We start from the raw sequence: 22,413 nt of genomic DNA, 5'->3' as shown, positions 1-22,413 counted from the left end.
CATGAAACCGCCGGCGCCGCGTTCGATCGGCGACCTCAGAAACCTGACGCCGGCGCGCGTCGCCCTCGGCCGCGCCGGCGCCGGCCTTCCAACGCAAGCGCTGCTTGCCTTCACGCTCGACCACGCACGGGCCCGCGACGCGGTTCACGCGAGCTTTGACACGCAGGCCTTGATCGCCGGCTTGCAGGAGATCGGTCTGTCGCCGCTGGCGCTCTCGAGTCAGGCGCGGACGCGGGGCGATTATCTTCGCCGTCCCGACCTCGGACGCATGCTGGATGCGCCATCGCAGCGCCTGCTTGCGAACAGCAGTGGCGGCGGATGCGACGTTGCATTGGTCATCGGCGACGGCCTGTCGCCCACGGCGGTCAACAGCCATGCGGTCGGGCTCGTTCGCCACCTCGTTTCGGGCCTCGCAGGCGAGGGGATCGGGATCGGCCACGTTGTGATCGCCTCCGGCGCGCGGGTCGCGCTAGGCGATGAGATCGGCGAGATCGTGTCGGCCAGAATGACGGTCATGCTGATCGGCGAGCGCCCGGGCCTTTCCGCTCCGGACAGTCTCGGTGCCTATCTGACCTATGCGCCCAGGATCGGCCGCACCGATGCGGAACGCAATTGCGTCTCCAACATTCATGCTGCGGGACTTTCGGGCGAAGAGGCCGCATTCAAGGTCGCCTGGCTGATCCGCGAGGGCCTGGGCCGCAGGATCACCGGCGTTGCACTAAAAGATGAAAGCGGTGATGCAGCACTTCAGCGCATTGCAAAACCGGTGTGACAAATCAGACACTTAACGTGCAATTTTGACGGCGGCGCGTGGTTTTGTTCCCGTCGCTGCGCTTGCGAGACGGGGGGTAGCCCTGTAAAACGGCGGCGCTGAATATCCGCGTATTTTCAAGGGCTAGCACCGGTCAGACGTGGCGATCGAGCGCCCCTCGACCCCAAGCAATTTGAGCTGATTCAACAAACGGACAGGGCATGCTCGACAAGAACTCCGACTCCGAAAGTCACGTCCACGTCGAGGCGATCGAGGAGCCGCAGAAGGGAACCAGCATCGCCTTCGGCCTCGAGAAGATGGGGCTGATCGCGGTCAAGGCGCCGATCATCTCCGTCATCATCCTGCTGGCGCTGATGATCGGAGCGGTGTTCGGCATCGAGCGCATCAAAATCGACGATTCGCTCAGCCAGCTCTTCCGTTCCGACTCCAAGGACTTCAAGCAATATGAGGCGGTAACCAAGCGTTTTCCGGCGACCGAGTTCGACGTTTTGGTCGTGGTCGAGGGCAAGACGCTGCTGGCGCGCGAGAACCTGGAAAAGGTGCGCGACATGGTCACCGACCTGCAACTGGTCGAGGGCGTGCGCGGTCTGGTGTCGCTGTTCTCGGCGCGCCAGGCGCCCGAACCCGGCAAGCTGCCGGCGGCGCTGTTCCCATCGGAACTGCCGGAGGGCGCCGCCTACGACAAGTTCATCGAAACGGTCAAAAGCAACGAGATCATCCGCGGCAAGCTCTTGTCGGAAGACGGCACGCTGGCGCTGATCGTGCTGTCGCTGGAGCCCGAGGTCGTCTCCAGCAACAAGCTGGGGACGGTGGTCGGCGAGATGCGCAAGATCATGGCGACCGATCTTGCCGGCAGCGGGCTGAACGCGCAGCTCTCCGGCGTTCCCGTGATGCAGCTCGAAATCCGCAACGCGGTCAAGCGCGACGGGCTGACTTACAACATCCTCGGCATCCTGGCCGGCTGCATCATCGCGATCATCTTCTTCCGCAAGATATCGTTCATGGTGATCGCCGCGTTTCCGCCGATCATCGCGATCCTGCTGGCGCTCGGAATCCTCGGCTGGACCGGCTTCAACCTCAACATGTTCCTCAACGTGATGACGCCGCTCATCATGGTGATCAGTTTCTCGGACTCGATGCAGCTCACCTTTGCGGCGCGCGACCGGCTGATCGCGGGGCAGGACAAGGTCACCGCGTTCAAGAACGCCGTGCTGGTGGTCGGCCCGGCCTGCGTGCTAACGCATGGCACCGCCGGCATCTCCTTCATCGCGCTGCAATTCTCCGATTCCGACCTGATCCGGAAATTCGGCGAGGCCGGGCTTGCCGCCACCATCATCGCGCTGATCGCGGTGCTCTCGCTGGTGCCGGCGTTCGGCGTGCTGCTGGTGCGCAACGAAAAGATTTTCGCGGTTAAATTCCAGGCGGCGGATGCCGGCGTGCAGATGCTGCGCAATTTCTGCTACTGGATCGCCGTGCGCATGGTCAGCCGCCCCGGGCTGTTCAGCCTGCTCGCACTGATCGTGGTTGGCGGTCTCGGCATCATCTATGGCAGCCTGGAGCCGCGCTACCGCCTCGCCGACCAGGTGCCGGACAAGCGGCAGGCGGTGGCGGCGAGCGGACGGCTCGATGCCAAGCTGACCGGCGCCAATCCGATCGACGTGCTGATCGAATTCCCCAAGGGCGCCGATCTCTATTCGCCGGAGACGCTGAAGGTGATCGCCGAGGTGCACTCCACCGTGGAGAAGGCGGCCGGCGTCGGCAATGTCTGGTCGCTGGAAACACTGCGGCGGTGGCTGGCCGAAAAGGCCGGCAGCACGGACGTGGCGACGCTCAAGCAATATGTCAGCGTGATCCCCGAACATCTGGTGCGGCGCTTCATTTCGGCCGAGCAGGATGCGGTGGTGGTGTCGGGGCGCGTGCCGGACCTCGATTCCAGCGAAATCCTTCCCGTGGTCGACAAGCTCGACAAGTCGCTCGACAAGGTGCGCGCCGAGAATCCGGGCTACAACATCGCGGTCACCGGCCTGTCGGCGATCGCCGCGCGCAACAGCGCCAACATGATCGACAAGCTCAATCGCGGGCTGACAATCGAATTCCTGCTGGTGGCGGTGTTCATTGGCCTGGCATTCCGCTCCGTGGTGGTGATGTTCTCCTGCATCCTGCCGGGCATCTTCCCGGTGGTGATGTCGGGCACCGTGCTGTGGCTGCTCGGGGAGGGGCTGCAATTCGCCAGCGTGGTGGCGCTGACGGTGTCGTTCGGCCTTGGCCTGTCGGCGACGATTCACTTCCTCAACCGACTGCGGCTCGAGCGCAAACCCGGCGTCAGCGCCGAACTCGCGGTCGAGCGCGCGACCGTGCTGGTCGGCCCTGCGCTGATCCTGACCACGGTGGTGCTGGCCTGCGGCCTGGTGGTGACCGTGTTCTCGGACCTGCCGTCGTTGCGGCTGTTCGGCTGGCTCAGCGCCTTCTCGATGGTCGCAGCGCTGGTGGCGGACCTTTTCATCCTGCGGCCGACCGCAATGTGGTTGATCAACTTCTGGGAAAAGATCCGCGGCAGGCCCGCGGAGGGATTCTAGAAAAAGCAAAGCCCGCCGCGCATCGGGTGCGCGACGGGCTCTTCAAATCGAGCAGCGCGAGAGTGCTGATTCTCAGCCCTTCGTCATTGTGATCTTGACGCCGCGGATCTCGCCCTTGGAGTCGATCAGCACGACCTGCTTGTTGCCGCTGGTGCGCAGGTTGAGGTTGGCTGCAAATCCGGCCGCCTCGACGAAGACGTCGATCTGGCCGCCGCCGGCGGTGCCCTGAAGATTGCCGAAGATATTGCGGCTCTTTTCGCTCCAGTTGCCGGAGATGCGGTCGCCCTGGCTGGTGACGTCGCTGGAGAGGTCGAACTTGTAGCTGTCGCTGGCGCAATGCAGGTTCTGCTTCAGACCCATTCCGCTCGCACTGACCTTGTAATCGGCCCGGCAGCGGATGTTTTCGGTGGTGCCGTTCGAAAGCGAAACCGTGCCGGTACCGCTCCAGTTTCCGTCAAATCCGGCGAACGGCCCGCTCGACTGGGCATGGCCGGCGGTTACCGCGAAAAGCAGCGCAGCGCCGACGCCAGCAGCCGTGACAGTCTGGCCAAACAGGCCGGATCCAAACAGTTTCATGGTAGGTTTCCCATCAAATCGACGCCGGTTTCAGTCCGGCGTCTCGCCACATCGATGATTTAGTGTTGTCGCGTAAGGTCAGGTTCAAATTGCGGTCACCGCCGGCATATGGTGCCGGTCCGGCGAGTTTCTAGCGTTCACCCGCATCGCCTCGCAACAGTCAACTCTCAATAAAATGAACAATCGAATTGGTGTGTTTTGTCAGATGGTTATTGCATATTTTGAGGTGTCGTTAATTTAGCCGCATTTGGCGGGCTTGTGCTGTCTTCGTTGCCGCGATACGCGGCGACCCGCCACCCACGAATCCACCCCGCAGCAGCAAAGCGTCATTCGGGATTTTCCGGATTCCCTCTCGTCGAAATGAAAGAACACATGCGCAAGTTTGTACTGGCTCTCGCACTTCTGTCGTCCACCACTGCGGCCTTCGGCCAGCAGCAGATACAGGGGCGCCCCGGCACCGCCCAGGAACAGGCCGCGTGCAATCGTGACGTCCAGCGCCATTGCCGCAAGGTGATCGACCAGGGCGATTTCGTGATTCTCGCCTGCCTCAAGGAGAACCGCGCGCATATTTCGGCGGCCTGCGACCAGGTGCTGAAGAGCCACGGGCAATAAGCCTTTCGCTGGCCCCCGGGCGAAGCCGCCGGGGGCTGCTGCAAAGCATTGGTTTTGGCCGCGTATTCGCCTATATGGGGCGCGCGTCCCATGCGCGCGCGGGCTGTTCCAAAGCCCGCGCCGAGCCAGTGAATGTAGCCGGTTAATGACATCAGCGAGCGACCTGCGATCGGGCAAGACACATCGTGACGAGAACTTTCCGGTCGCGTCGTGGATCATCCATCCGCGTCATCGCGCGCTGATTCTTGCGTTCTACAATTTCGTCCGCACCGCCGACGATATTGCCGATCACGCCGATCTTCCCCCCGACGAGAAACTGCGCATCCTCGACCTGCTGGAGGCCGAACTCCTGGGCAAGGGCGACACGCAGCCCGAAGCGGTCAGGCTGCGCCATGCGCTGGCCGAGCGTTCCATGCCGCCGCGCCACGCGCTCGATGTGCTGGTCGCATTCCGGATGGACGTGACCAAGCTGCATTACGAGAATTGGGACGAGGTGATTCATTACTGCCGCTACTCGGCGATGCCGGTCGGCCGCTTCATGCTCGACGTCCACGGCGAGAGCGCCTCGACTTGGGCGGCATCCGATGCGCTGTGCGCCGGGCTACAGATCAACAACCATTTGCAGGACTGCGCCAAGGACTACAAAAATCTCAACCGCGTCTATTTGCCGCGCGATGCGCTCGCCGCGAGCGGCGCCTCGGTCGAGCAACTCGGTGCGACAAAATCCTCTCCGCAATTGCTGCAATGCCTGCATGGGCTGGCAGCGCGCACCGAAACGCTGCTGAACGAAAGCAAGTCGCTTGCAGGCGAGGTCAGGGATTTCCGGCTCGGCCTCGAGATTTCGGTGATCCAGGCCTTCGCCGACAAGATCGTCTCGATGCTCAGGGTGCGCGATCCCCTGAGCGAGCGCGTGCATCTCGGCAAGCTCGAATTGCTCGGGCACAGCATCGGCGGCATCTTCGGCGAGATCGCGCGGCGCGCTGCGGGCCGCAAGCCTGTCTCGAAAACGGCGGCGGGGGCATGAGCGCGGAGGCGGCGGCCAACGCAAATTACGGATCGACCGCGTCCGGCAGCTCGTTCTATGCCGCGATGCGTATCCTGCCGCGCGCGCAGCGCGATGCGATGTTCCAGATCTACAGCTTCTGCCGGCAGGTCGACGATATCGCCGACTCAGACGGTCCGCGCGAGGAGCGGCTGGCTGCGCTCCAGCAATGGCGCGACGATATCGATGCGCTCTATCAGGGCCGTCCGCCCGCGCGGCTGAAGGACTATGTGAGCGCGGTGAAGACCTTCGGTCTCAAGCGCGAGGATTTTCTGGCCATCGTCGACGGCATGGAAATGGATGTGCCGCAGGATATCCGAGCGCCCGACATGGCCACGCTCGATCTGTATTGCGACCGGGTGGCGAGCGCGGTCGGCCGATTGTCGGTGCGGGTCTTTGGCCTGCCCGAAGAGGACGGCATTCTGCTTGCGCATCATCTCGGCCGCGCGCTGCAACTGACCAACATTCTGCGCGACCTCGACGAGGATGCAGGTCTTGGCCGATTGTACCTGCCGCGCGAGGGTCTTTTGCTCGCGGGCATCACCGGCAACGATCCGCAGAAGGTGATTGCGGACAGGGCGCTGCCGAAAGTCTGCAAGCCGATCGCCGAGCGGGCAAGGCAGCATTTTGCCAAGGCCGACGAGATCATGGCGCGCAATTCGCGCCGCGCCGTGCGCGCGCCCCGCATCATGGGAAAATATTATCGCGCGATCCTCGAATTGCTGCTGGCGCGGGGTTTTGCCGCCCCGCGCGAACCGGTGCGTGTGACAAAACTCACGAAACTCGCCATCCTCTTCCGCTACGCCCTGATCTGATGCCAAAGACCGTTCACATCATCGGCGCCGGCGTTTCCGGCCTCTCCGCAGCCGTGCGGCTGAGCAATGCCGGCTGCCTGGTGCATGTCCATGAGGCGACGCAGCAGGCCGGTGGCCGCTGCCGTTCCTATTTCGACGCCGCGACCAATCTGACCATCGACAACGGCAATCATCTGGTGCTGTCGGGCAACCATCATGTGCGCGACTATGCCCGTGCGATCGGCACCGAAGCGGGGCTGGTGGGTCCGGCGCGCGCGCAGTTTCCGTTCGTCGATATCTCGACGGGCCAGCGCTGGCAGCTCGATCTCGGCGACAGCCGCCTGCCGACCTGGGTGTTCGACGAATCGCGCCGCGTTCCCGATACCGGGCTGCTCGACTACCTGAAGCTCGCGCCGATCGTCTGGGCCGGTGCGGACAAGCTGGTCGGCGACACCATCCCGTGCGAGGGCACGCTGTATCAGCGGCTCGTGGAGCCGCTGCTGCTTGCCGCGCTCAATTGCGATCCGCCGGAGGGATCGGCGGGTCTGGCCGGCGCGATCGTGCGGGAAACGCTGCTCGCGGGCGGGCAAGCCTGCCGCCCGCTGATCGCACGCGATGGCCTTTCCGACGTGCTGATCGAGCCCGCCGTCAAGCTGCTGGAGAGCAGGGGCGCCAGCGTGCGCATGAGCCATGAGCTGCGCGCGTTCGCGAATTCGGACGGCCGTGTCACCGAGCTCGATTTCGGTACCGACAAGATCGCGCTCGGTCCTGATGACGCCGTGGTGCTGGCGGTGCCGCCGCGCGGCGCGGCAACGCTGCTGCCGGGAATCAAGACGCCGACGAAGTACCGCGCCATCGTGAACGCGCATTTCCGCTTCGATCCGCCGCCGAATGCGCCGCCGATCCTCGGCGTTGTCGGCGGGCTCGTGGAATGGCTGTTCGCATTCCCACAGCGGCTGTCGATCACCATCAGCAATGGCGACCGTCTCGTCGACATGCCGCGCGAAGAGCTGGCGCAGGCGATCTGGCGCGACATCTGCAAGGCCGCCGGCGTGACCGGCGAGCTGCCGGCGTGGCAGATCGTGCGTGAGCGCCGTGCCACATTCGAGGCGACGCCGGAGCAGAATGCGCTGCGTCCGGGGCCGGTTACGGCCTACAAAAACCTGTTCCTTGCGGGCGATTGGACTGCTACGGGGTTGCCTGCAACGATCGAGGGATCGGTGCGGTCGGGCGATCGCGCCGCCGATCTCGTTCTGGCCATGCGAGGCGCCTGAAGACCCAGCCTGGTTTGCAATCGAACCCGGCGCGAACACAGGGTATGTCAGTGAACATGCATTCCTCAAATCCCACTCCCGGCGTCGACCCCGCTGCGCTCGAGACGAGCATTGCCAAGGCGACCGATGCGCTGCTCGGCCTTCGCCAGCCCGACGGACACTTTGTGTTCGAGCTGGAAGCCGACGCGACGATCCCGTCGGAATATATCCTGCTGCGCCATTATCTCGCCGAGCCCGTCGATGCCGAGCTCGAAGCCAAGATCGCCAACTATCTGCGGCGGCTACAGGGGGACCATGGCGGCTGGCCGCTGGTCTATTACGGCCCGTTCGACATGAGCGCGAGTGTGAAGGCGTATTTCGCGCTGAAGATGATCGGCGACTCCATCGATGCGCCGCACATGGTGCGGGCGCGCGAGGCGATCCTCTCGCGCGGGGGGGCCGCCGGCAGCAACGTGTTCACGCGTTTTCTGCTCGCGCTCTATGGCGTCGTCACCTGGCGCGCGGTGCCGGTGCTGCCGATCGAGATCATGCTGCTGCCGATGTGGTCGCCATTCCACCTCAACAAGATTTCCTACTGGGCGCGCACCACCATGGTGCCGCTGATGGTGCTGGCCGCACTGAAGCCGCGCGCGAGGAATCCGAAGGGCGTCGGGATCGACGAGCTGTTCGTACAGGATCCGAAAACGCTCGGCATGACCGCAAAGGCGCCGCACCAGAGCCAGGCCTGGTTCACGCTGTTCCGCACGCTCGACGGCATCCTGCGCGTGATCGAACCGCTGTTTCCGAAGAGCCTGCGCAAGCGCGCCATCGATGCTGCGCTGGCCTTCATCGAAGAGCGGCTGAACGGCGAAGACGGCATGGGCGCGATCTATCCGCCGATGGCCAACATCGTGATGATGTATGACGCGCTCGGCAAGGACGAGAATTTTCCGCCGCGCGCGATCACACGGCGGGGCATCGACAAGCTGCTGGTGATCGGCGAGCACGAAGCCTATTGCCAGCCCTGCGTCTCGCCGGTGTGGGACACCGCGCTGGCCTGTCACGCGCTGCTGGAAGCGGGCGGTGAAAAAGCCGTACCGAAGGCCAAGCAAGGGCTCGACTGGCTGAAGCCGCTCCAGGTGCTCGACCTCAAGGGCGACTGGGCGGTCAAGCGCCCGAATACGCGGCCGGGCGGCTGGGCATTCCAGTACAACAACGCGCACTATCCCGATCTCGACGACACCGCCGTGGTGGTCATGGCGATGGACCGCGAGCAGCGCAACGCCGGCAGCCGCGAATATGACGGCGCGATCGCGCGCGGCCGCGAGTGGATCGAGGGCATGCAGAGCCGCGACGGCGGCTGGGCCGCGTTCGACGTCAACAATCTCGAATACTACCTCAACAACATCCCGTTCTCCGATCACGGCGCGCTGCTCGATCCGCCGACGGAGGACGTCACCGCGCGCTGCGTCTCGATGCTGGCCCAGCTCGGCGAGACCGCGCAAAGCAGCAAGGCGGTCGCTGACGGCATTGCCTACCTTCGCCGCACCCAGCTCGCGGAGGGTTCCTGGTACGGCCGCTGGGGGCTCAACTACATCTATGGAACCTGGTCGGTGCTGTGCGCGCTCAATGCCGCAGGCGTCGATCACGCCGATCCGATGATTCGCAAGGCGGTGAACTGGCTGGAGTCGATCCAGAACAAGGACGGAGGCTGGGGCGAGGACGCCGTCAGCTACCGGCTCGACTACAGGGGATTCGAGGGCTGCCCGTCCACCGCCTCGCAAACGGCATGGGCTTTGCTTGCTCTGATGGCTGCTGGAGAGGTCCAAAATGTCGCAGTTATCAGGGGTATTGAGTACCTAAAAAGCACACAAACCGAAAAAGGTTTGTGGGACGAGCAGCGTCACACGGCTACGGGCTTTCCGCGCGTGTTTTACTTGCGATACCATGGCTACTCGAAATTCTTTCCGCTCTGGGCTCTGGCGCGGTACCGGAATTTGAGAAGCACCAACAGCAGGGTGGTAGGGGTCGGGATGTGACTTTGGGGGCGGGCGCGGCCGCGCTCGTGGATAGATCGATTGGGGAACATGCGATCGATTCACGACCGGTCTTGATTGTTACAGGACTACCGCAGGAGGCCCGCATTGCTGCCGGGCCCGGTATGATCGTCATTTGCAGCAGTAGTGATCCCAGGCAATTGCGGAATCTGCTCTCGACGCTCGATTCGTCGACGTTCAGAGGCGTGATCAGCTTCGGCGTGGCCGGTGGCCTCGATCCGGCGCTGAAGTCCGGCGATGTCGTGGTGGCGACCGAAGTAACCGCCGGCGATACACGCTGGCTGGCGGGTTCCTCGCTGGACGAGGAAGTGATCGCCAACATCGCGCTGAAGCGCCGCCGCGTGGTCCGTGGCGCGTTGGCCGGCGTCGAGCAGGTGGTAGCGGGCCGGTCCTGCAAAGCCGCGCTGCGCTCGGTGACGGGGGCTGCCGCCGTCGATATGGAGAGCCATATCGCCGCCGCCTATGCCGCCGAGGCCGGGTTGCCGTTCGCGGCGCTGCGTGTGATCAGCGATCCTGCGCATCGGGCGCTGCCGGCGCTGGCGCAGTCCGCGATCAAACCGAACGGCGACATCGATCTGCGCACGGTGCTGCGCGGCGTCGCGCGCAATCCGATGACGTTGCGTGCGCTGGTGTCGACCGGCCTCGACTTCAACCGCGCGCTGCGTTCCTTGCGCGGTTGCCGCGGCCTGCTCGGCGACGAGAGCCTCGTCCCGGTGAACGCCTGAGCGCCCTGCGCATCGCGTAGAACTCGGCGCATGGAAATCATTGCATGAAAAAGGCCCGACCGATGGTCGGGCCTTTTTCCTTTCCTCGCGTTGTCTTTGTCTCGCGCGGCGCGTCAGGCGGCCGTCGAAGCTTGCTGGGCTGCCTTTTGCTCGGCCTTCTGCTGGGCGGCGAGCGCCTCGTCGCGGCGGATCTCCGACAGCTTCTTCTGCACCTGCTGGGAGAAGATGTACTGTGCCGGGCGCTGCTTCGAGAGATCGATTTCCGGCGCCATCGGACCCGTGGTCCGGATGCCGCGCAGGGCGATCCAGGCCGCCTTGAACGGATTGTTCAGGGCCGCGGTGGCCGCCGTCGGCTCGTAGCCGCAATGGGCCATGCAGTCGGCGCACTTTTCGTACTTGCCGGTGCCGTAAGTGTCCCAGTCGGTGGTCTCCATCAGCTCCTTGAAGGTCTTGGTGTAGCCTTCGCCGAGCAGGTAGCAGGGCTTCTGCCAGCCGAAAATGTTGCGCGCGGGCATGCCCCACGGGGTGCATTCGAACGACTGGTTGCCGGCCAGGAAGTCGAGGAACACGCCGGAGTGCATGAAATTCCACTTCTTGCCCTTGCCGAGCGCAAAGACGTCGCGGAACAGCTTTTTGGTCTTGGTGCGGTTGAGGAAGTGCTCCTGGTCCGGCGCACGCTCATAGGCATAGCCCGGTGACATCGACACGCCGACGCCGAGCTCGGTGGTGAAGTCGAGGAATTTTGCGATCTCTTCCGCCGGGTGGCCGTCGAAGATGGTGGCGTTGACGTTGACGGTGAAGCCGCGCGCTTTGGCCGCCTTGATCGCCGAAACGGCGCGATCGAACACGCCCTTCTGCGACACCGCCTTGTCGTGGTGATCCTTCAGGCCGTCGAGATGCACGGAGAAGAACAGGTAAGGGGAAGGCTCGAACAGATCGAGCTTCTTCTCCAGCAGCAACGCGTTGGTGCAGAGCGAGACGAACTTCTTGCGCGCCACGAGGCCGCGCACGATCTCGCCGATTTCCTTGTGGATCAGCGGCTCGCCGCCCGGGATCGCCACCATCGGCGCGCCGCATTCGTCGGCCGCGTCCCAGCATTCCTGCGCGCTCATGCGACGGTTGAGGATGGCGTCGGGATAGTCGATCTTGCCGCAGCCGACGCAGGCGAGGTTGCAACGGAACAACGGTTCCAGCATCAGCACGAGAGGGTAGCGTTTGCGGCCAAGCAGTTTCTGCTTGAGCAAATAACCGCCGATACGCATTTCCTTGAAGAAGGGTATTGCCATTCGAAGTTTCTTTCTGGACTTGTAGCAACAGACAGTTTGGATCAGCCCCAGTTCGGATCAGTTCGCAGTCAGTTCGGCCGGAAGCCGGAACTCGATGTTTTCTTCCCGTCCCGGCACCACCGAGACCGTCACCGGTCCGATGCGCCGCAAGGCCTCGATCACGTCGTCAACCAGGACCTCGGGGGCGGATGCGCCCGCGGTGATCCCCACCGCCTTTGCATCCCTCAGCCATTCCGGATTGAGTTCGCTGCCGTCAGCGATGAGATAACTCGCGACCCCGACCTCGGTGCCGATTTCGCGCAGCCGGTTGGAATTGGAACTATTGGCGGCCCCCACCACCAGGATGACATCCACCAGTTTGCTCAGGTCCCTTACCGCAGATTGGCGGTTCTGTGTCGCATAGCAGATATCGCGGATGTCAGGGCCTTGAATATCTGTAAAACGCGCCTGAAGGGCCGAAATTATGTCTTTTGTGTCGTCCACGGAGAGGGTGGTCTGGGTGATGTAGGCCACCGGCGTGTCGGCGGGCAGGGTCAGGGCGGCCACGTCGTCGACATTCTGGACCAGAGTCACGGGCCCTGGAACCTGGCCCATGGTTCCCTCGACCTCGGGGTGGCCGGCATGGCCGATCAGGATCAGCGCCCGGCCCTTGGCCATGTAGCGCTTGCCCTGGTTATGGACCTTGGTGACCAGCGGGCAGGTGGCATTGAGGACGGGAAGATCGCGCGCGGCGGCCTCTTCCTCGACGCTGCGGGCCACGCCATGGGCGCTGAACACGGTCACCGAGCGCGGCGGAACCTCGGAGAGGTCCTCGACGAAGATCGCGCCCTTGGCCTTCAGGCTCTCGACCACGTATTTGTTGTGCACGATCTCGTGCCTGACATAGACGGGCGGGCCGTATTTCTCGAGCGCGCGCTCGACGATCTCGATGGCGCGCACCACGCCGGCGCAAAAGCCGCGCGGCTGCGCAAGATACACTTCCATGGGACGTCCGTTACGCACGTTGCACCACATTCCTTTTCGACGCCGCACGCCGCCGAACTCAAGGAACTAATCCTTGAGCCGGAAGCTGCAATATCCGCACCATGCCGGTTCCGCGCCCTATGCCTTGTCCCGCGCACCTGGAACCACCGGGCTTTGTCTCAAAAAAACTGCTGTCGGGAAAGGCAGATCGCAGTGCGATCGTTAATACCTGATCATGAAAGGTATTATAGTAAGCAAATGAAGCGTCGAGCCTCACTTGTTCGTCACTTTCCCGCCCACCGATCCGGGCTATATCAACCGGCGGCGCTGATCGGCGTGTTTCGACACTTTCCATGGTTTTCCAGGGAACACAGCCGAAACAAGCATTAGATCGGCAGGTGGAACTCCGCTAGACAGCGGGCGTTTTTGCAAGCTCGCCAAATCGGAAAGAAACGTTGTGCTGACAAATATTGTCGTATCGATCGTCAAGGCTTGTACGCGCTTCGCTCCTCTTGTCCTGATCCTTTCGCTCGTCTTGTCGGTCGCCTCGAGCATCTATGCCGCTCGGCATTTCGCCATCAACACCGACATCAACAAGCTGATTTCGCCGGAGCTCGACTGGCGCCAACGCGACATCCAGTTCGAGCAGGCCTTCGATCGTGAGAAACTGATTCTGGCGGTGGTGGAGGCGCCCACTCCCGAACTGGCCGGCAGCGCGGCCAATGCGCTGGCCGACAAGCTCAAGGGCGACACCCAGAATTTTGAATCGGTGCAGCCGCTCGGCTCCGGCGAGTTCTTTGCGCGTAATGGTCTGTTGTTCCTGCCGACCGAGGAGGTCGCGAAGACCACGGCCCAGCTCGAGTCGGCAGCACCGCTGATCGAGATCATGGCCGGCGATCCCAGCATCCGCGGTCTTACCGGCGCGTTGGAGACGGGGCTTGCCGGCGTCAAGCGCGGCCAGGTCAAGCTCGACAATGCCGCCCGTCCGTTCGACTACATCTCGCAAACCGTCGAGGCCGTGCTCAACAAGAAGGATGCGCATTTCTCCTGGCGCGAACTCGTCAGCGACAAGCCGCTGACAGACGCCGACAGGCGTTCCTTCATCGAGTTCAAGCCGATCATCGACTATCAGGCATTGGAGCCCGGCAAGGATGCCACCGATGCGATCCGCAAAGCCGCAGCCGACCTGAAGCTCGCCAGCGTGTATGGCGCGCGTGTACGGCTGACGGGTCCGGTTCCGATCGCCAACGAAGAATATGCAACGGTTCAGGAGGGCGCCATCCTCAACGGCGTCGTCACAGTACTGATCGTGCTTCTCATCCTCTGGATGGCGCTGCATTCGGCAAAGATCATCTTCGCCGTTTTCGTGAACCTGTTCATCGGGCTTGCGATCACCACCGCCGTCGGCCTGTGGATGGTCGGCTCGCTGAATCTGCTGTCGATCGCGTTTGCGGTGCTGTTCGTTGGTCTCGGCGTCGACTTCGGCATCCAGTTCAGCGTGCGCTATCGCTCGGAGCGCTTCAAGAACGACAATCTCTCCGAAGCGCTGGCGGAAGCGGCGCGGCGCTCGGCGGTGCCGCTCTCGCTCGCAGCGATGGCGACCGCGGCCGGCTTCCTCTGCTTCATCCCGACCGACTACAAGGGCATCGCCGAACTCGGCAAGATCGCCGGCGCCGGCATGCTGTTCGCCTTCATCTCCAGCATCACCGCGCTGCCGGCGCTGCTCAAGCTGCTCAATCCGCCGGGCGAAAGCGAGCCGGTCGGCTACGCCTTCCTCGCGCCGGTCGACCACTTCCTCGAGAGGCATCGCATTCCGATCATTGTCGGCACCCTGCTGCTCGTGATCGGCGGGTTGCCGCTGCTTTATTACATGAAGTTCGACTTCAACCCGATCAACCTGCGCAATCCCAACGTGGAGTCGATCGCGACCTTCCTCGACCTGCGCAAGGATCCCAACACCGGCGCCAATGCCATCAACGTCCTGACGAAGTCGGAAGACGACGCCAGGAAGATCGAGGCGAGACTGGAAAAATTGCCCGAAGTGGCCAGCGTGCGCTCGCTCGACAGCTTCGTGCCGCAGGATCAGCCCGCCAAGCTCAAGCTGATCGAGAAGGCGGCGAAGGTGCTGCTGCCGGTGATCAATCCGGAATCGGTCGACGCCGCGCCGTCGGATACGGAAAACGTCGAGTCGCTGAAGAGTTCGGTGGATAGCCTGCGCAGGGCGGCCGGCGACGGCAAGGGACCGGGTGCGGTGGCTTCGCGCCGGCTCGCCGATGCCTTGCAGAAGCTTGCGGACGGCGACGAGGCAACGCGCAACAAGGCGCAGGACGTATTCATCGCGCCGCTGAAGATGACGCTGGATGGCCTCAAGGCCCTGATGTCGGCGCAGCCGGTCACCCTGGCCAATCTTCCTCCGGAGATCGTCAATAGCTGGAGGGCCAAGGACGGCTTGATTCGTGTCGAGGTCCTGCCGAAGGGCGATCCCAACGACAACGACAACCTGCGCCGGTTTGCCGATGCGGTGCTGACGGCCGAACCGACCGCGATCGGCGGGCCGGTGTCGATTCTGAAATCGGGCGATACCGTCGTGCGCGCCTTCATCCATGCCGGCATCTGGGCGCTGCTGGTGATCAGCGGACTGCTCTGGCTCACGCTGCGGCGTTTCTCCGACGTCCTGATGACGATGGTGCCGCTATTGGTGGCCGGCGCGGTGACGATGGAAATCTGCGTGCTGATCGGACTGCCGCTGAATTTTGCCAACATCGTCGCGCTGCCGCTGCTGCTCGGCATCGGCGTCGCGTTCAAGATCTACTATGTCGTGGCCTGGCGCTCCGGCCGCACCGATCTCTTGCAGTCCAGCCTGACGCGCGCGATCTTCTACAGCGCGCTGACGACGGCAACGGCGTTCGGCAGCCTTTGGCTGTCCAGCCATCCCGGCACCGCGAGCATGGGCAAGCTGCTCGCGATGTCGTTCGTCGTGACGCTGGCGGCGGTGCTGCTGTTCCAGCCGGCGCTAATGGGTAAACCGCGCGATATCGCGGAGTAGGCAGATGTCGCCAATATCGGCTTGAGCGGATGCCTGCTTCTGGCCCGGTGCCTTCGGCGCAGGGGCAGGAGCGGGGGCCGTTGAACCCGTTGTCTTGGGCGGAGCAGGCTGCGCCTGCGGTGCCGGCGCCGTGGCCGCGCCCTTGGTTCCTCCAGTTCCTTTGGCCATGCTGTTGACGGGGCTCGACGGGATCGGCGGCCCGACGCGCGTCCAGGTTTCACCGCCGCACAAGAATCCCAGCACGCAACCCTGGATTTCCATCTGATCGTTGCCGACGGGCTTGATGCTCGCGCTGTAGGTCTGGCCATCCTTGGCGTTGTAGACCTGACCTTCCCACTGATCGACGCCGGGCTTCTTCTTCATGTTGATCAGGGTCGGCATGCCGAGCGTCGGCCGGCTTTGCTTTGCCGGGTCCGGATTATTCGAGTCGCGCCCGCCTGGAATTTTTTCCCAGGACACCGCACCCCACATGCTGCCGTTACATTGGGCGACGCGGATGTTGGCGACGCCGTCAGCGACACGCCAGTCGCCGGTCGGGTCCGCCGCCATGGCCTGGCCGGCGGCAAGAACGAAACCCGAGCAGGCAATTGCGCGCGTGATTGATCTTAGGCAGTACAACATGGTTCAAACCTGTGCTTAAGTGGAGGGGCTGGGCTGGCGGAGGTCAAAACGCCGCATTGAGCATTTTCAGTTGACGAAATGGCTATCAACCGACGTATGTAGCGAATGCAGGGTCCGAATTTAGACGTTTCCGAACTGTTTGTGGAGCGGCAGGCGCAGCGCAGTTCCATGCATGCGCGTCACCTCAACGAGCAACTCGTCCGGGTCCTCAAGACGATCGGCTACGACGTCGGATTCCAGAAAGGACAAGGCCAGTACCTCTACGACCGTGACGGGGTGCGTTATCTCGATCTACTGAGCGGATTTGGCGTTTTTGCGATTGGCCGGAATCATCCCGCGCTGCGCCATGCGCTCAAGAGCGTGCTCGATGCCGATCTGCCGAATCTCGTGCAACTCGATGTCTCCACACTTGCAGGAGTCCTTGCCGAACGCCTGATGGAACATGTCCCATATCTGGACAAGGCGTTCTTTGCCAATTCCGGTGCCGAGACCGTCGAGGCGGCTATCAAGTTCGCACGCGGTGCAACGGGGCGGCCGGGCATCGTGCACTGCGCCCATTCGTTCCACGGCCTGTCCTATGGCGCGCTGTCGCTGACCGACGATCCGAATTTCCGCTCGGGCTTCGAGCCGCTGCTGCCCGGTTGCACGCCGATTCCGTTCAACGACCTTGCGGCGCTCGAGAAGGCGCTGTCGTCGCGCGAGGTTGCGGCCTTCATCGTCGAGCCGATCCAGGGCAAGGGCGTCAACGTGCCCTCCGACGAATTTCTGCCCGGCGCGGCGGCGCTATGCCGCAAATACGGTACGCTGTTCATCGCCGACGAGATTCAGACCGGCATCGGCCGCACCGGAAAATTTCTGGCGGTCGAACACTGGAATGTCGAGCCCGACATGGTGCTGCTGGCGAAGGCGCTCTCCGGCGGACACGTGCCGATTGGCGCGTTGCTGACGCGCAAGAATATCTTCGACAAGATCTTCAACCAGATGGACCGCGCGGTCGTGCACGGCTCGACCTTCGGCAAGAACGATCTGGCAATGGCGGCCGGCATCGCAACGCTCGACGTGGTCAAGGCCGAAAAGCTGGTCGAGGCTTCGGCAAGGCGCGGCGCCGAACTCAAGATGGCGCTGACCCGGATGATCCCCGGCTACGAGCTGATGAAAGAGGTGCGCGGCAAGGGGCTGATGATCGGCGTCGAGTTCGGCCCGCCGAAATCGCTGCGGCTGAAGGCGTCGTGGAACCTGCTCGAGACCGCCAACAAGGGCCTGTTCTGCCAGCTCATCACCGTGCCGCTGTTCAAGGACCACAAGATCCTGACGCAGGTCGCCGGCCACGGCAGCCACACCATCAAGCTGTTGCCGCCGCTGACGGTGACGGACGAAGACTGCGCCTGGATCGAAAAATCCTTCGACGACGTGATTGCGGCGAGCCACAAGGTTCCCGGCGCGATCTGGTCGCTCGGCAAGACGCTGGTCGACAACGCCGTGCGCAAGTCGGCGTAACGCCGCAACCGCCCGTTACGTATCTCCTGCAAGACGCGATTCCCGTCTGTGACGATTCGCCCGTTGAGTTCGTTTGCATGCGGCCGCTAATCGCACCTCGTGCCTTGCCTCACGCAGGAGAAGAGCCATGCAAATCACCGGCGGCTGCCATTGCGGCGCGATCCGCTACCAGGTCGAAGGCGAACTCATCGTTCATGCAGCGTGTCATTGCAGCGATTGCCGGCGTCACGCCGGCGCGCCGATGGTGGCCTGGTCGATGTATCCCGAGAACGCGGTCAACGTGATCAAGGGAGAGCCCAAGGTCTACGAGTCCTCGGAGCATGGACGGCGGTACTTCTGCGCCAATTGCGGCTCGGGCCTGTTTTACAAGAATGCGAGCATATTGCCCGGCATCATCGATATTCAAAGCGGGACGTATGACGATCCCGATGCCGTGCCCGTCGCGGTGCATGTCCAGGTCGCAGAACGGCTGCGCTGGGTGGAGCGTGCACACGAATTGCCGACGTTCGACCGATTCCCGCCGCAAGGATGAGCGCGCCTATGGAAGGGCGATGTCGCCGCACAGGATCGTAGCAAGTTTGTCCTGTCGGCGGTGCATCGATCGATCAAATTGTCCTGGTATTTGCCGGCGCACGTGCGGTTTGTGCCGTTGCTCAAATGAGCGTGAAACGAGAGCGGCATTCGCAGCAGCGTAACCACATGGGTGAGGTCCACGCATTTAGAGGATACTCATCATGACAAACTCCATCCCGACCATTCTGGCCGCTCTCTTGTTGGCTGTGATGACAACTCCGCTGTTCGCGCAGGCTGCGGTACAGGAGCCCGGCCTTGCCGCCTTCAATCATCCCAATGCCGACGTGCTGAGCGGTGGCCGCGGCGGCTATCGCGCGTTCGATTCCGCCAATGCCTATTACAACGAGCTAGCGCCGGCTCCGCAGGTGCAGCGCCGCCCGCGCCACCATCGCACCGCGCGGTAGGGAGAGCGCACACTAATGCGATACGGTGCAGGACGGACAATCCGTCCTGCACGTTCTATCCTTCCTTGCTCGCTTGCGTCGCCGACTCGAACTTCTCGCCAAAAGCGGCGAGCTCATCGGCGCCGAGATCGCTGACCGCCCAATAGCTGAGACCGCGGTCCGACCATTGGCGGACATTGTATCCCTGCAACGTTGTCATTTTTGCCGCGCGACGCTCTGCATTCGACGCCTTCGCCACGAACAGGTTGATCACGTGCTGGCGGCGGCGATAGATCACCGCGCCGACCGGGCGGGTGCCGATATAGTCGAGTCGGCCGCCGATCAGCGCAAAACCCTGCGCGGTGAGATCGATCACCGGCGGTGAAACATCCAGCCTGCCATTGAACCACGGCTTTACGGTGTGCTGATCGGTCGAGACGACGTCCGTCAGATGACCGGCCTGTAGCGAGCGCAGATGCGCCGACACCACGTCCGCCTGCATGCGCGCCTCGTCGTCGCTGCGCAGCACGATCGCGACCAGCCCGGTTGCCGCGATCGCCGAGACGGCCGAGCCCATGGCAAATCCCTTCAACAGCGCGCGGCGGGTCGGCACGGCCTGCGGCAACGAAGCCTCGATGCGGCGGCGCAGTTCGGGCGGGGCGGTGTAGCGCAGGCCGCCTTGCGCAAGCGCCTTCTTCATCTCGCGATAGTCGCGCGCGGCGGCAGCGCATTTGGCGCACGAGGCCAGATGCGCTTCGACCTCGCGGGCGTGCCCGGCATCGAGCTCGCCGTCGATCAGCGCATGCAGCAGGATTTCAGCCTCGTCGCAGGTCATTTCTTCGGCTCCTGTTCCGCAAGCCATGCCGACCGGAGCATGGCGCGGGCGCGCGCGAGGCGCGACATCACGGTGCCCACGGGCACCTCGGCAACATCCGCGATCTCGCGGTATGAAAGGTCCTCGATCTCGCGCAGGACAAAAGTCTCGCGGAACGGTTCGGCAAGCGTGTCGATCAGCCGCCGGATCGTGCCGGCGTCGTGCCGTTTCACGATCGCAGCTTCCGGCGTTTCCTGCTCTTCATGCCACATCGGCGTCTGCTCGGCGCTCTCGGGCAATTCGTCGCCGGCGGCAGCCGGTGCGCTGGCGCGCCGCGCATATTCGGCGTGGCAGACATTGCGCAGGATGGCGAACAGCCACGGCTTGATCGCCGGTCCCCGATAGGTGTGAAAATGCTTCAGCGCGCGCAGATAGCATTCCTGCACCGCATCGTCGGCGTCCGCCGGATCGCGCAACAGGTACCGCGCCAGCGTGTAGACGTCGTCGAGATGCGGCAGCGCAAGCTCGCGAAATCGCCGCGACTTTTCGGGATCGTCATCGACAATTTTGACCGGCATCGCCTTCGGCCCGACGCTCGCGGATGGCTGCGCCCGCCCGGTGGCAGGCCACAGGGCAGGCAGGGCTGTGATGCCTTGGTTTGCTGCGTTACTCAACTGCGATCGATCCGGTAGCCGCTCCTCGCCCATCGGGCTTGCGGGGACGTGATCGGCCGGGGCCGCGTTTTATTCCCGTCATCCTACCGTCACGTTCGCCGCCGGCTAACAAGATCGTGATCGCTTCTCCCGATTGATCCGGCGGCGCCGGGAATAACCGCTGTCGTCACCCGATCAATGGCCACGTCGCAACACTCCAGCCATTGGAAAGGGAGCCTCCATGTCGAACCCGTCGCGTCGTGATGTCGTCGTCAGCGCCGGCCTCGCAGCCGCATTCGGCCTGACCTCGCGTTTGTCTATCGTCTCGCCCGCGCTGGCCCAGCCCGCGCCTGATACGGGTAAGGGTTTTTACAAATGCAAGGTCGGATCGGTAGAGGTGACCGCCCTCTATGACGGCATCTGGAAGAAGCCGCATGATGCAGCCTTCATCAAGAACGCCAGCATCGATGAGACCAAGGCCGCGCTGGCTGCAGCCGGCATGACCACGGACTATGTTCCGATCCCGCTGACCGTTCTTGTGCTGAAGATGGGCGACAAGCTGATCATGATCGACGCCGGCTCCGGCGCCGGCCAATGGCAGCCCACCGCGGTCAGCCTGCCCGACAATCTGAAGGGCGCCGGCATCGATCCCGCCAAGGTCAGCACGATCCTCATTTCGCATTTCCATCCCGATCACATTTTTGGGCTGATGCAGAAGGGGACCAACGCTGCGAATTATCCCAATGCCGAACTGGTGGTCAGCGCGACCGAATATCGCTGGTGGACCGAACCCGGCCGGGTGGAGAAGCTGCCGGAAGCACGAAAAGCCCTCGGCACCCGTATCCAGGCGGTGTTTCCGACCTGGAAGAATTTCAAGCTCGTCGAAGGCGAGATCGAGGTGGCGCCCGGCATCTGGCGGGTCGATGCGCCCGGACACACGCCGGGTCATTCGGCCTTCCTGCTCGCATCGGGCAATCAGCAACTGATGATCTCCAACGACACCGCCTACGTGCCGGCGCTGCTCGCGCCGCATCCGGAATGGCAGGGCGCTTACGATCAAGACGGACCGCTCGCGGTCGAAACCCGCCGCAAGCTGCTCGACCGCGTCATCGCCGAAAAAATGGCGATCTGCGGCGCGCATTTCCCGTTCCCCGGCGCCGGCTCATTCGCCAAGGACGGCGCCGGCTACGCATTCACGCCCGTGCAGGCATAGGCGGTACGCGACACCACACCAGCAACTTCTGAACTGACACAGGAAATTCCCATGCGTCCCACTCGACTTCGTACCCGTTACGCACTGCTCCTGGCGCTTCGTCTTGCGACAGTGCCGGTCGCCGCAATCGTCGGTTCGTCCGCGGCACTCGCCGTCGACAATATGAACTCGTCGGATGCGCCCGATCTGACGTCAGTCAGGGCCAAGATCAACGCCGCCGACTATCGCGGCGCGCTCGCTGAACTCAAGGTTCTCGCCGACACCAACCAGCATGCCGACGTCTACAACCTGATGGGTTTCAGCCTGCGCAAGCTCGGCGACTATCCGGCGGCGCTGACCTTCTACAAGAAGGCGCTCGACTTCAACGCGGACCACAGGGGTGCGCACGAATATCTCGGCGAGCTCTATGTCGAGACGGGCGACCTGCCGAAGGCCCGGGAGCAGCTCGCCGTGTTGACAAAGCTGTGCCCGCAAGGCTGCGAGGAGCGCGAGGACCTGGAGAAGGTGCTTGCGAAGTCGGCCGCAAAGGCCAACTGATGCCAGCCGCATTCGAAGGCACCCTGAGAGAAGCCGGCCTGCTTGCGGGCCGGCTTCTGCTGGTTTTCCTCTTCGTGCATGAGGGCTGGACGCTGATGGGCAACTATGCCGGCGCGGTTGCCTATATGCAAAAATCCGGCGTGCCGGCGTTGCTGCTGCCCGCCGTCATTGCCCTCCAGCTTGGCGGCGGACTGCTGATCGCGGCGGGGATTGGCACGCGGTTCGTGGCGCTGCTGTTTGCAGCCTTCTGCGTGCTCACGGCGATCCTGTTCCACTGGCAGTTGGCCGATCGCAATCAGGTGCTGCATCTTCAAAAGGATCTGGCGATTGCCGGCGGGTTTCTGGTGCTCGCGTGCTGCGGGCCGGGAAGCTGGTCAATTGGCCGGCGCCTGATGCCTGCGTTGAGGGACTGACCGCCGC

General features: G+C 63.4%; 21 protein-coding genes. 15 read left to right on the top strand and 6 right to left on the bottom strand.

From position 1 onward, the window contains the following. Position 1: 1 nt before the first annotated feature. Complete coding sequence (gene eutC, locus JQ628_RS11840) at positions 2-772, top strand: ethanolamine ammonia-lyase subunit EutC (RefSeq protein ID WP_212222712.1); 771 nt, start codon at positions 2-4, stop codon at positions 770-772. Between the two features lie 200 nt (positions 773-972). Next, positions 973-3,348: an efflux RND transporter permease subunit gene (locus tag JQ628_RS11835; RefSeq protein ID WP_212222711.1), complete on the top strand. Its 2,376-nt coding sequence runs from the start codon at positions 973-975 to the stop codon at positions 3,346-3,348. A 72-nt stretch (positions 3,349-3,420) separates the two neighbouring features. Here JQ628_RS11835 and JQ628_RS11830 read toward each other — a convergent pair whose 3' ends face one another. Next, a complete protein-coding gene (locus JQ628_RS11830; RefSeq protein ID WP_212222710.1) occupies positions 3,421-3,924 on the bottom strand; it encodes a hypothetical protein in 504 nt (167 codons plus the stop codon). Positions 3,925-4,296: 372 nt separating this feature from the next. Between JQ628_RS11830 and JQ628_RS11825 the strand changes: the two genes are divergently transcribed. The 6 genes from JQ628_RS11825 to JQ628_RS11800 all read left to right on the top strand — a co-directional run bounded on the left by JQ628_RS11825 (position 4,297) and on the right by JQ628_RS11800 (position 10,407). After that, entirely contained in the window at positions 4,297-4,536 is a 240-nt protein-coding gene (locus JQ628_RS11825) for a hypothetical protein (protein ID WP_212222709.1), read from the top strand. A 145-nt stretch (positions 4,537-4,681) separates the two neighbouring features. Beyond that, the gene (hpnC, locus tag JQ628_RS11820; RefSeq protein ID WP_212222708.1) at positions 4,682-5,560 is read left to right on the top strand and encodes a squalene synthase HpnC; all 879 of its coding nucleotides are present in this window, start codon (positions 4,682-4,684) and stop codon (positions 5,558-5,560) included. Beyond that, complete coding sequence (hpnD, locus tag JQ628_RS11815; protein ID WP_212222707.1) at positions 5,557-6,393, top strand: presqualene diphosphate synthase HpnD; 837 nt, start codon at positions 5,557-5,559, stop codon at positions 6,391-6,393. Before hpnC ends, hpnD begins: the two co-directional genes overlap by 4 nt. After that, positions 6,393-7,646 carry a hydroxysqualene dehydroxylase HpnE gene (gene hpnE / locus JQ628_RS11810; RefSeq protein WP_212222706.1) on the top strand — a complete coding sequence of 418 codons (1,254 nt, stop codon included), beginning with the start codon at positions 6,393-6,395 and terminating at the stop codon, positions 7,644-7,646. Before hpnD ends, hpnE begins: the two co-directional genes overlap by 1 nt. A 56-nt stretch (positions 7,647-7,702) precedes the next feature. Next, complete coding sequence (gene shc, locus JQ628_RS11805; RefSeq protein WP_212222757.1) at positions 7,703-9,664, top strand: squalene--hopene cyclase; 1,962 nt, start codon at positions 7,703-7,705, stop codon at positions 9,662-9,664. Further along, a complete protein-coding gene (locus tag JQ628_RS11800) occupies positions 9,661-10,407 on the top strand; it encodes a phosphorylase (protein ID WP_433996127.1) in 747 nt (248 codons plus the stop codon). The genes shc and JQ628_RS11800 overlap by 4 nt, the downstream gene beginning before the upstream one ends. A gap of 113 nt (positions 10,408-10,520) precedes the next feature. On the opposite strand, the gene hpnH is transcribed toward JQ628_RS11800, so the two are convergent. Further along, on the bottom strand, positions 10,521-11,693 hold the full coding sequence (hpnH, locus tag JQ628_RS11795; RefSeq protein ID WP_212222705.1) for an adenosyl-hopene transferase HpnH: 1,173 nt from the start codon (positions 11,691-11,693) through the stop codon (positions 10,521-10,523). A 57-nt stretch (positions 11,694-11,750) separates the two neighbouring features. After that, complete coding sequence (gene ispH / locus JQ628_RS11790) at positions 11,751-12,677, bottom strand: 4-hydroxy-3-methylbut-2-enyl diphosphate reductase (RefSeq protein ID WP_212222704.1); 927 nt, start codon at positions 12,675-12,677, stop codon at positions 11,751-11,753. A 436-nt stretch (positions 12,678-13,113) separates the two neighbouring features. Between ispH and JQ628_RS11785 the strand changes: the two genes are divergently transcribed. Next, on the top strand, positions 13,114-15,702 hold the full coding sequence (locus tag JQ628_RS11785; RefSeq protein WP_212222703.1) for an MMPL family transporter: 2,589 nt from the start codon (positions 13,114-13,116) through the stop codon (positions 15,700-15,702). On the opposite strand, the gene JQ628_RS11780 is transcribed toward JQ628_RS11785, so the two are convergent. Continuing rightward, complete coding sequence (locus JQ628_RS11780) at positions 15,670-16,323, bottom strand: DUF2147 domain-containing protein (protein WP_212222702.1); 654 nt, start codon at positions 16,321-16,323, stop codon at positions 15,670-15,672. The two genes, JQ628_RS11785 and JQ628_RS11780, sit on opposite strands and share 33 nt — an antisense overlap. A 105-nt stretch (positions 16,324-16,428) precedes the next feature. On the opposite strand from JQ628_RS11780, the gene hpnO reads away from it, so the two are divergent. From hpnO to JQ628_RS11765, 3 genes are all read left to right on the top strand, one after another. After that, positions 16,429-17,820, top strand: a complete 1,392-nt coding sequence (hpnO, locus tag JQ628_RS11775) for an aminobacteriohopanetriol synthase HpnO (protein WP_212222701.1) — start codon at positions 16,429-16,431, stop codon at positions 17,818-17,820. Between the two features lie 127 nt (positions 17,821-17,947). Further along, positions 17,948-18,352, top strand: a complete 405-nt coding sequence (locus tag JQ628_RS11770) for a GFA family protein (RefSeq protein WP_212222700.1) — start codon at positions 17,948-17,950, stop codon at positions 18,350-18,352. A 202-nt stretch (positions 18,353-18,554) separates the two neighbouring features. Further along, the gene (locus JQ628_RS11765; RefSeq protein ID WP_212222699.1) at positions 18,555-18,797 is read left to right on the top strand and encodes a hypothetical protein; all 243 of its coding nucleotides are present in this window, start codon (positions 18,555-18,557) and stop codon (positions 18,795-18,797) included. 55 nt (positions 18,798-18,852) lie between these two features. Here JQ628_RS11765 and JQ628_RS11760 read toward each other — a convergent pair whose 3' ends face one another. Both JQ628_RS11760 and JQ628_RS11755 read right to left on the bottom strand, forming a co-directional pair. Continuing rightward, complete coding sequence (locus JQ628_RS11760; protein ID WP_212222698.1) at positions 18,853-19,611, bottom strand: anti-sigma factor family protein; 759 nt, start codon at positions 19,609-19,611, stop codon at positions 18,853-18,855. Continuing rightward, complete coding sequence (locus JQ628_RS11755; protein ID WP_212222697.1) at positions 19,608-20,168, bottom strand: sigma-70 family RNA polymerase sigma factor; 561 nt, start codon at positions 20,166-20,168, stop codon at positions 19,608-19,610. Before JQ628_RS11755 ends, JQ628_RS11760 begins: the two co-directional genes overlap by 4 nt. Before the next feature lie 316 nt (positions 20,169-20,484). Here JQ628_RS11755 and JQ628_RS11750 point away from each other — a divergent pair, with 316 nt between their 5' ends. Genes JQ628_RS11750 through JQ628_RS11740 form a run of 3 tightly spaced genes read left to right on the top strand, consistent with a single transcriptional unit; the run spans position 20,485 to position 22,406 of the window. After that, positions 20,485-21,456 carry an MBL fold metallo-hydrolase gene (locus tag JQ628_RS11750; protein WP_212222696.1) on the top strand — a complete coding sequence of 324 codons (972 nt, stop codon included), beginning with the start codon at positions 20,485-20,487 and terminating at the stop codon, positions 21,454-21,456. Positions 21,457-21,507: 51 nt separating this feature from the next. Further along, the gene (locus JQ628_RS11745) at positions 21,508-21,993 is read left to right on the top strand and encodes a tetratricopeptide repeat protein (protein WP_212222695.1); all 486 of its coding nucleotides are present in this window, start codon (positions 21,508-21,510) and stop codon (positions 21,991-21,993) included. Then, positions 21,993-22,406: a DoxX family protein gene (locus tag JQ628_RS11740; RefSeq protein WP_212222694.1), complete on the top strand. Its 414-nt coding sequence runs from the start codon at positions 21,993-21,995 to the stop codon at positions 22,404-22,406. The genes JQ628_RS11745 and JQ628_RS11740 overlap by 1 nt, the downstream gene beginning before the upstream one ends. Positions 22,407-22,413: the final 7 nt, after the last annotated feature.

It is taken from the genome of Bradyrhizobium lablabi, from assembly GCF_018129385.1.
Lineage (GTDB): Bacteria > Pseudomonadota > Alphaproteobacteria > Rhizobiales > Xanthobacteraceae > Bradyrhizobium > Bradyrhizobium lablabi_C.
Note: the sequence above shows the minus strand (reverse complement) of the source record. Positions and strands in the feature narration are given on the sequence as shown.

Excerpts from the sequence above, each read along its gene's own strand:
- eutC (WP_212222712.1), top strand. The coding sequence starts at position 2 with ATGAAACCGCCGGCGCCGCGTTCGATCGGCGACCTCAGAAACCTGACG.
- JQ628_RS11835 (WP_212222711.1), top strand. The coding sequence starts at position 973 with ATGCTCGACAAGAACTCCGACTCCGAAAGTCACGTCCACGTCGAGGCG.
- JQ628_RS11830 (WP_212222710.1), bottom strand. The coding sequence starts at position 3,924 with ATGAAACTGTTTGGATCCGGCCTGTTTGGCCAGACTGTCACGGCTGCT.
- JQ628_RS11825 (WP_212222709.1), top strand. The coding sequence starts at position 4,297 with ATGCGCAAGTTTGTACTGGCTCTCGCACTTCTGTCGTCCACCACTGCG.
- hpnC (WP_212222708.1), top strand. The coding sequence starts at position 4,682 with ATGACATCAGCGAGCGACCTGCGATCGGGCAAGACACATCGTGACGAG.
- hpnD (WP_212222707.1), top strand. The coding sequence starts at position 5,557 with ATGAGCGCGGAGGCGGCGGCCAACGCAAATTACGGATCGACCGCGTCC.
- hpnE (WP_212222706.1), top strand. The coding sequence starts at position 6,393 with ATGCCAAAGACCGTTCACATCATCGGCGCCGGCGTTTCCGGCCTCTCC.
- shc (WP_212222757.1), top strand. The coding sequence starts at position 7,703 with ATGCATTCCTCAAATCCCACTCCCGGCGTCGACCCCGCTGCGCTCGAG.
- hpnH (WP_212222705.1), bottom strand. The coding sequence starts at position 11,693 with ATGGCAATACCCTTCTTCAAGGAAATGCGTATCGGCGGTTATTTGCTC.
- ispH (WP_212222704.1), bottom strand. The coding sequence starts at position 12,677 with ATGGAAGTGTATCTTGCGCAGCCGCGCGGCTTTTGCGCCGGCGTGGTG.
- JQ628_RS11780 (WP_212222702.1), bottom strand. The coding sequence starts at position 16,323 with ATGTTGTACTGCCTAAGATCAATCACGCGCGCAATTGCCTGCTCGGGT.
- hpnO (WP_212222701.1), top strand. The coding sequence starts at position 16,429 with ATGCAGGGTCCGAATTTAGACGTTTCCGAACTGTTTGTGGAGCGGCAG.
- JQ628_RS11770 (WP_212222700.1), top strand. The coding sequence starts at position 17,948 with ATGCAAATCACCGGCGGCTGCCATTGCGGCGCGATCCGCTACCAGGTC.
- JQ628_RS11765 (WP_212222699.1), top strand. The coding sequence starts at position 18,555 with ATGACAAACTCCATCCCGACCATTCTGGCCGCTCTCTTGTTGGCTGTG.
- JQ628_RS11760 (WP_212222698.1), bottom strand. The coding sequence starts at position 19,611 with ATGACCTGCGACGAGGCTGAAATCCTGCTGCATGCGCTGATCGACGGC.
- JQ628_RS11755 (WP_212222697.1), bottom strand. The coding sequence starts at position 20,168 with ATGCCGGTCAAAATTGTCGATGACGATCCCGAAAAGTCGCGGCGATTT.
- JQ628_RS11750 (WP_212222696.1), top strand. The coding sequence starts at position 20,485 with ATGTCGAACCCGTCGCGTCGTGATGTCGTCGTCAGCGCCGGCCTCGCA.
- JQ628_RS11745 (WP_212222695.1), top strand. The coding sequence starts at position 21,508 with ATGCGTCCCACTCGACTTCGTACCCGTTACGCACTGCTCCTGGCGCTT.
- JQ628_RS11740 (WP_212222694.1), top strand. The coding sequence starts at position 21,993 with ATGCCAGCCGCATTCGAAGGCACCCTGAGAGAAGCCGGCCTGCTTGCG.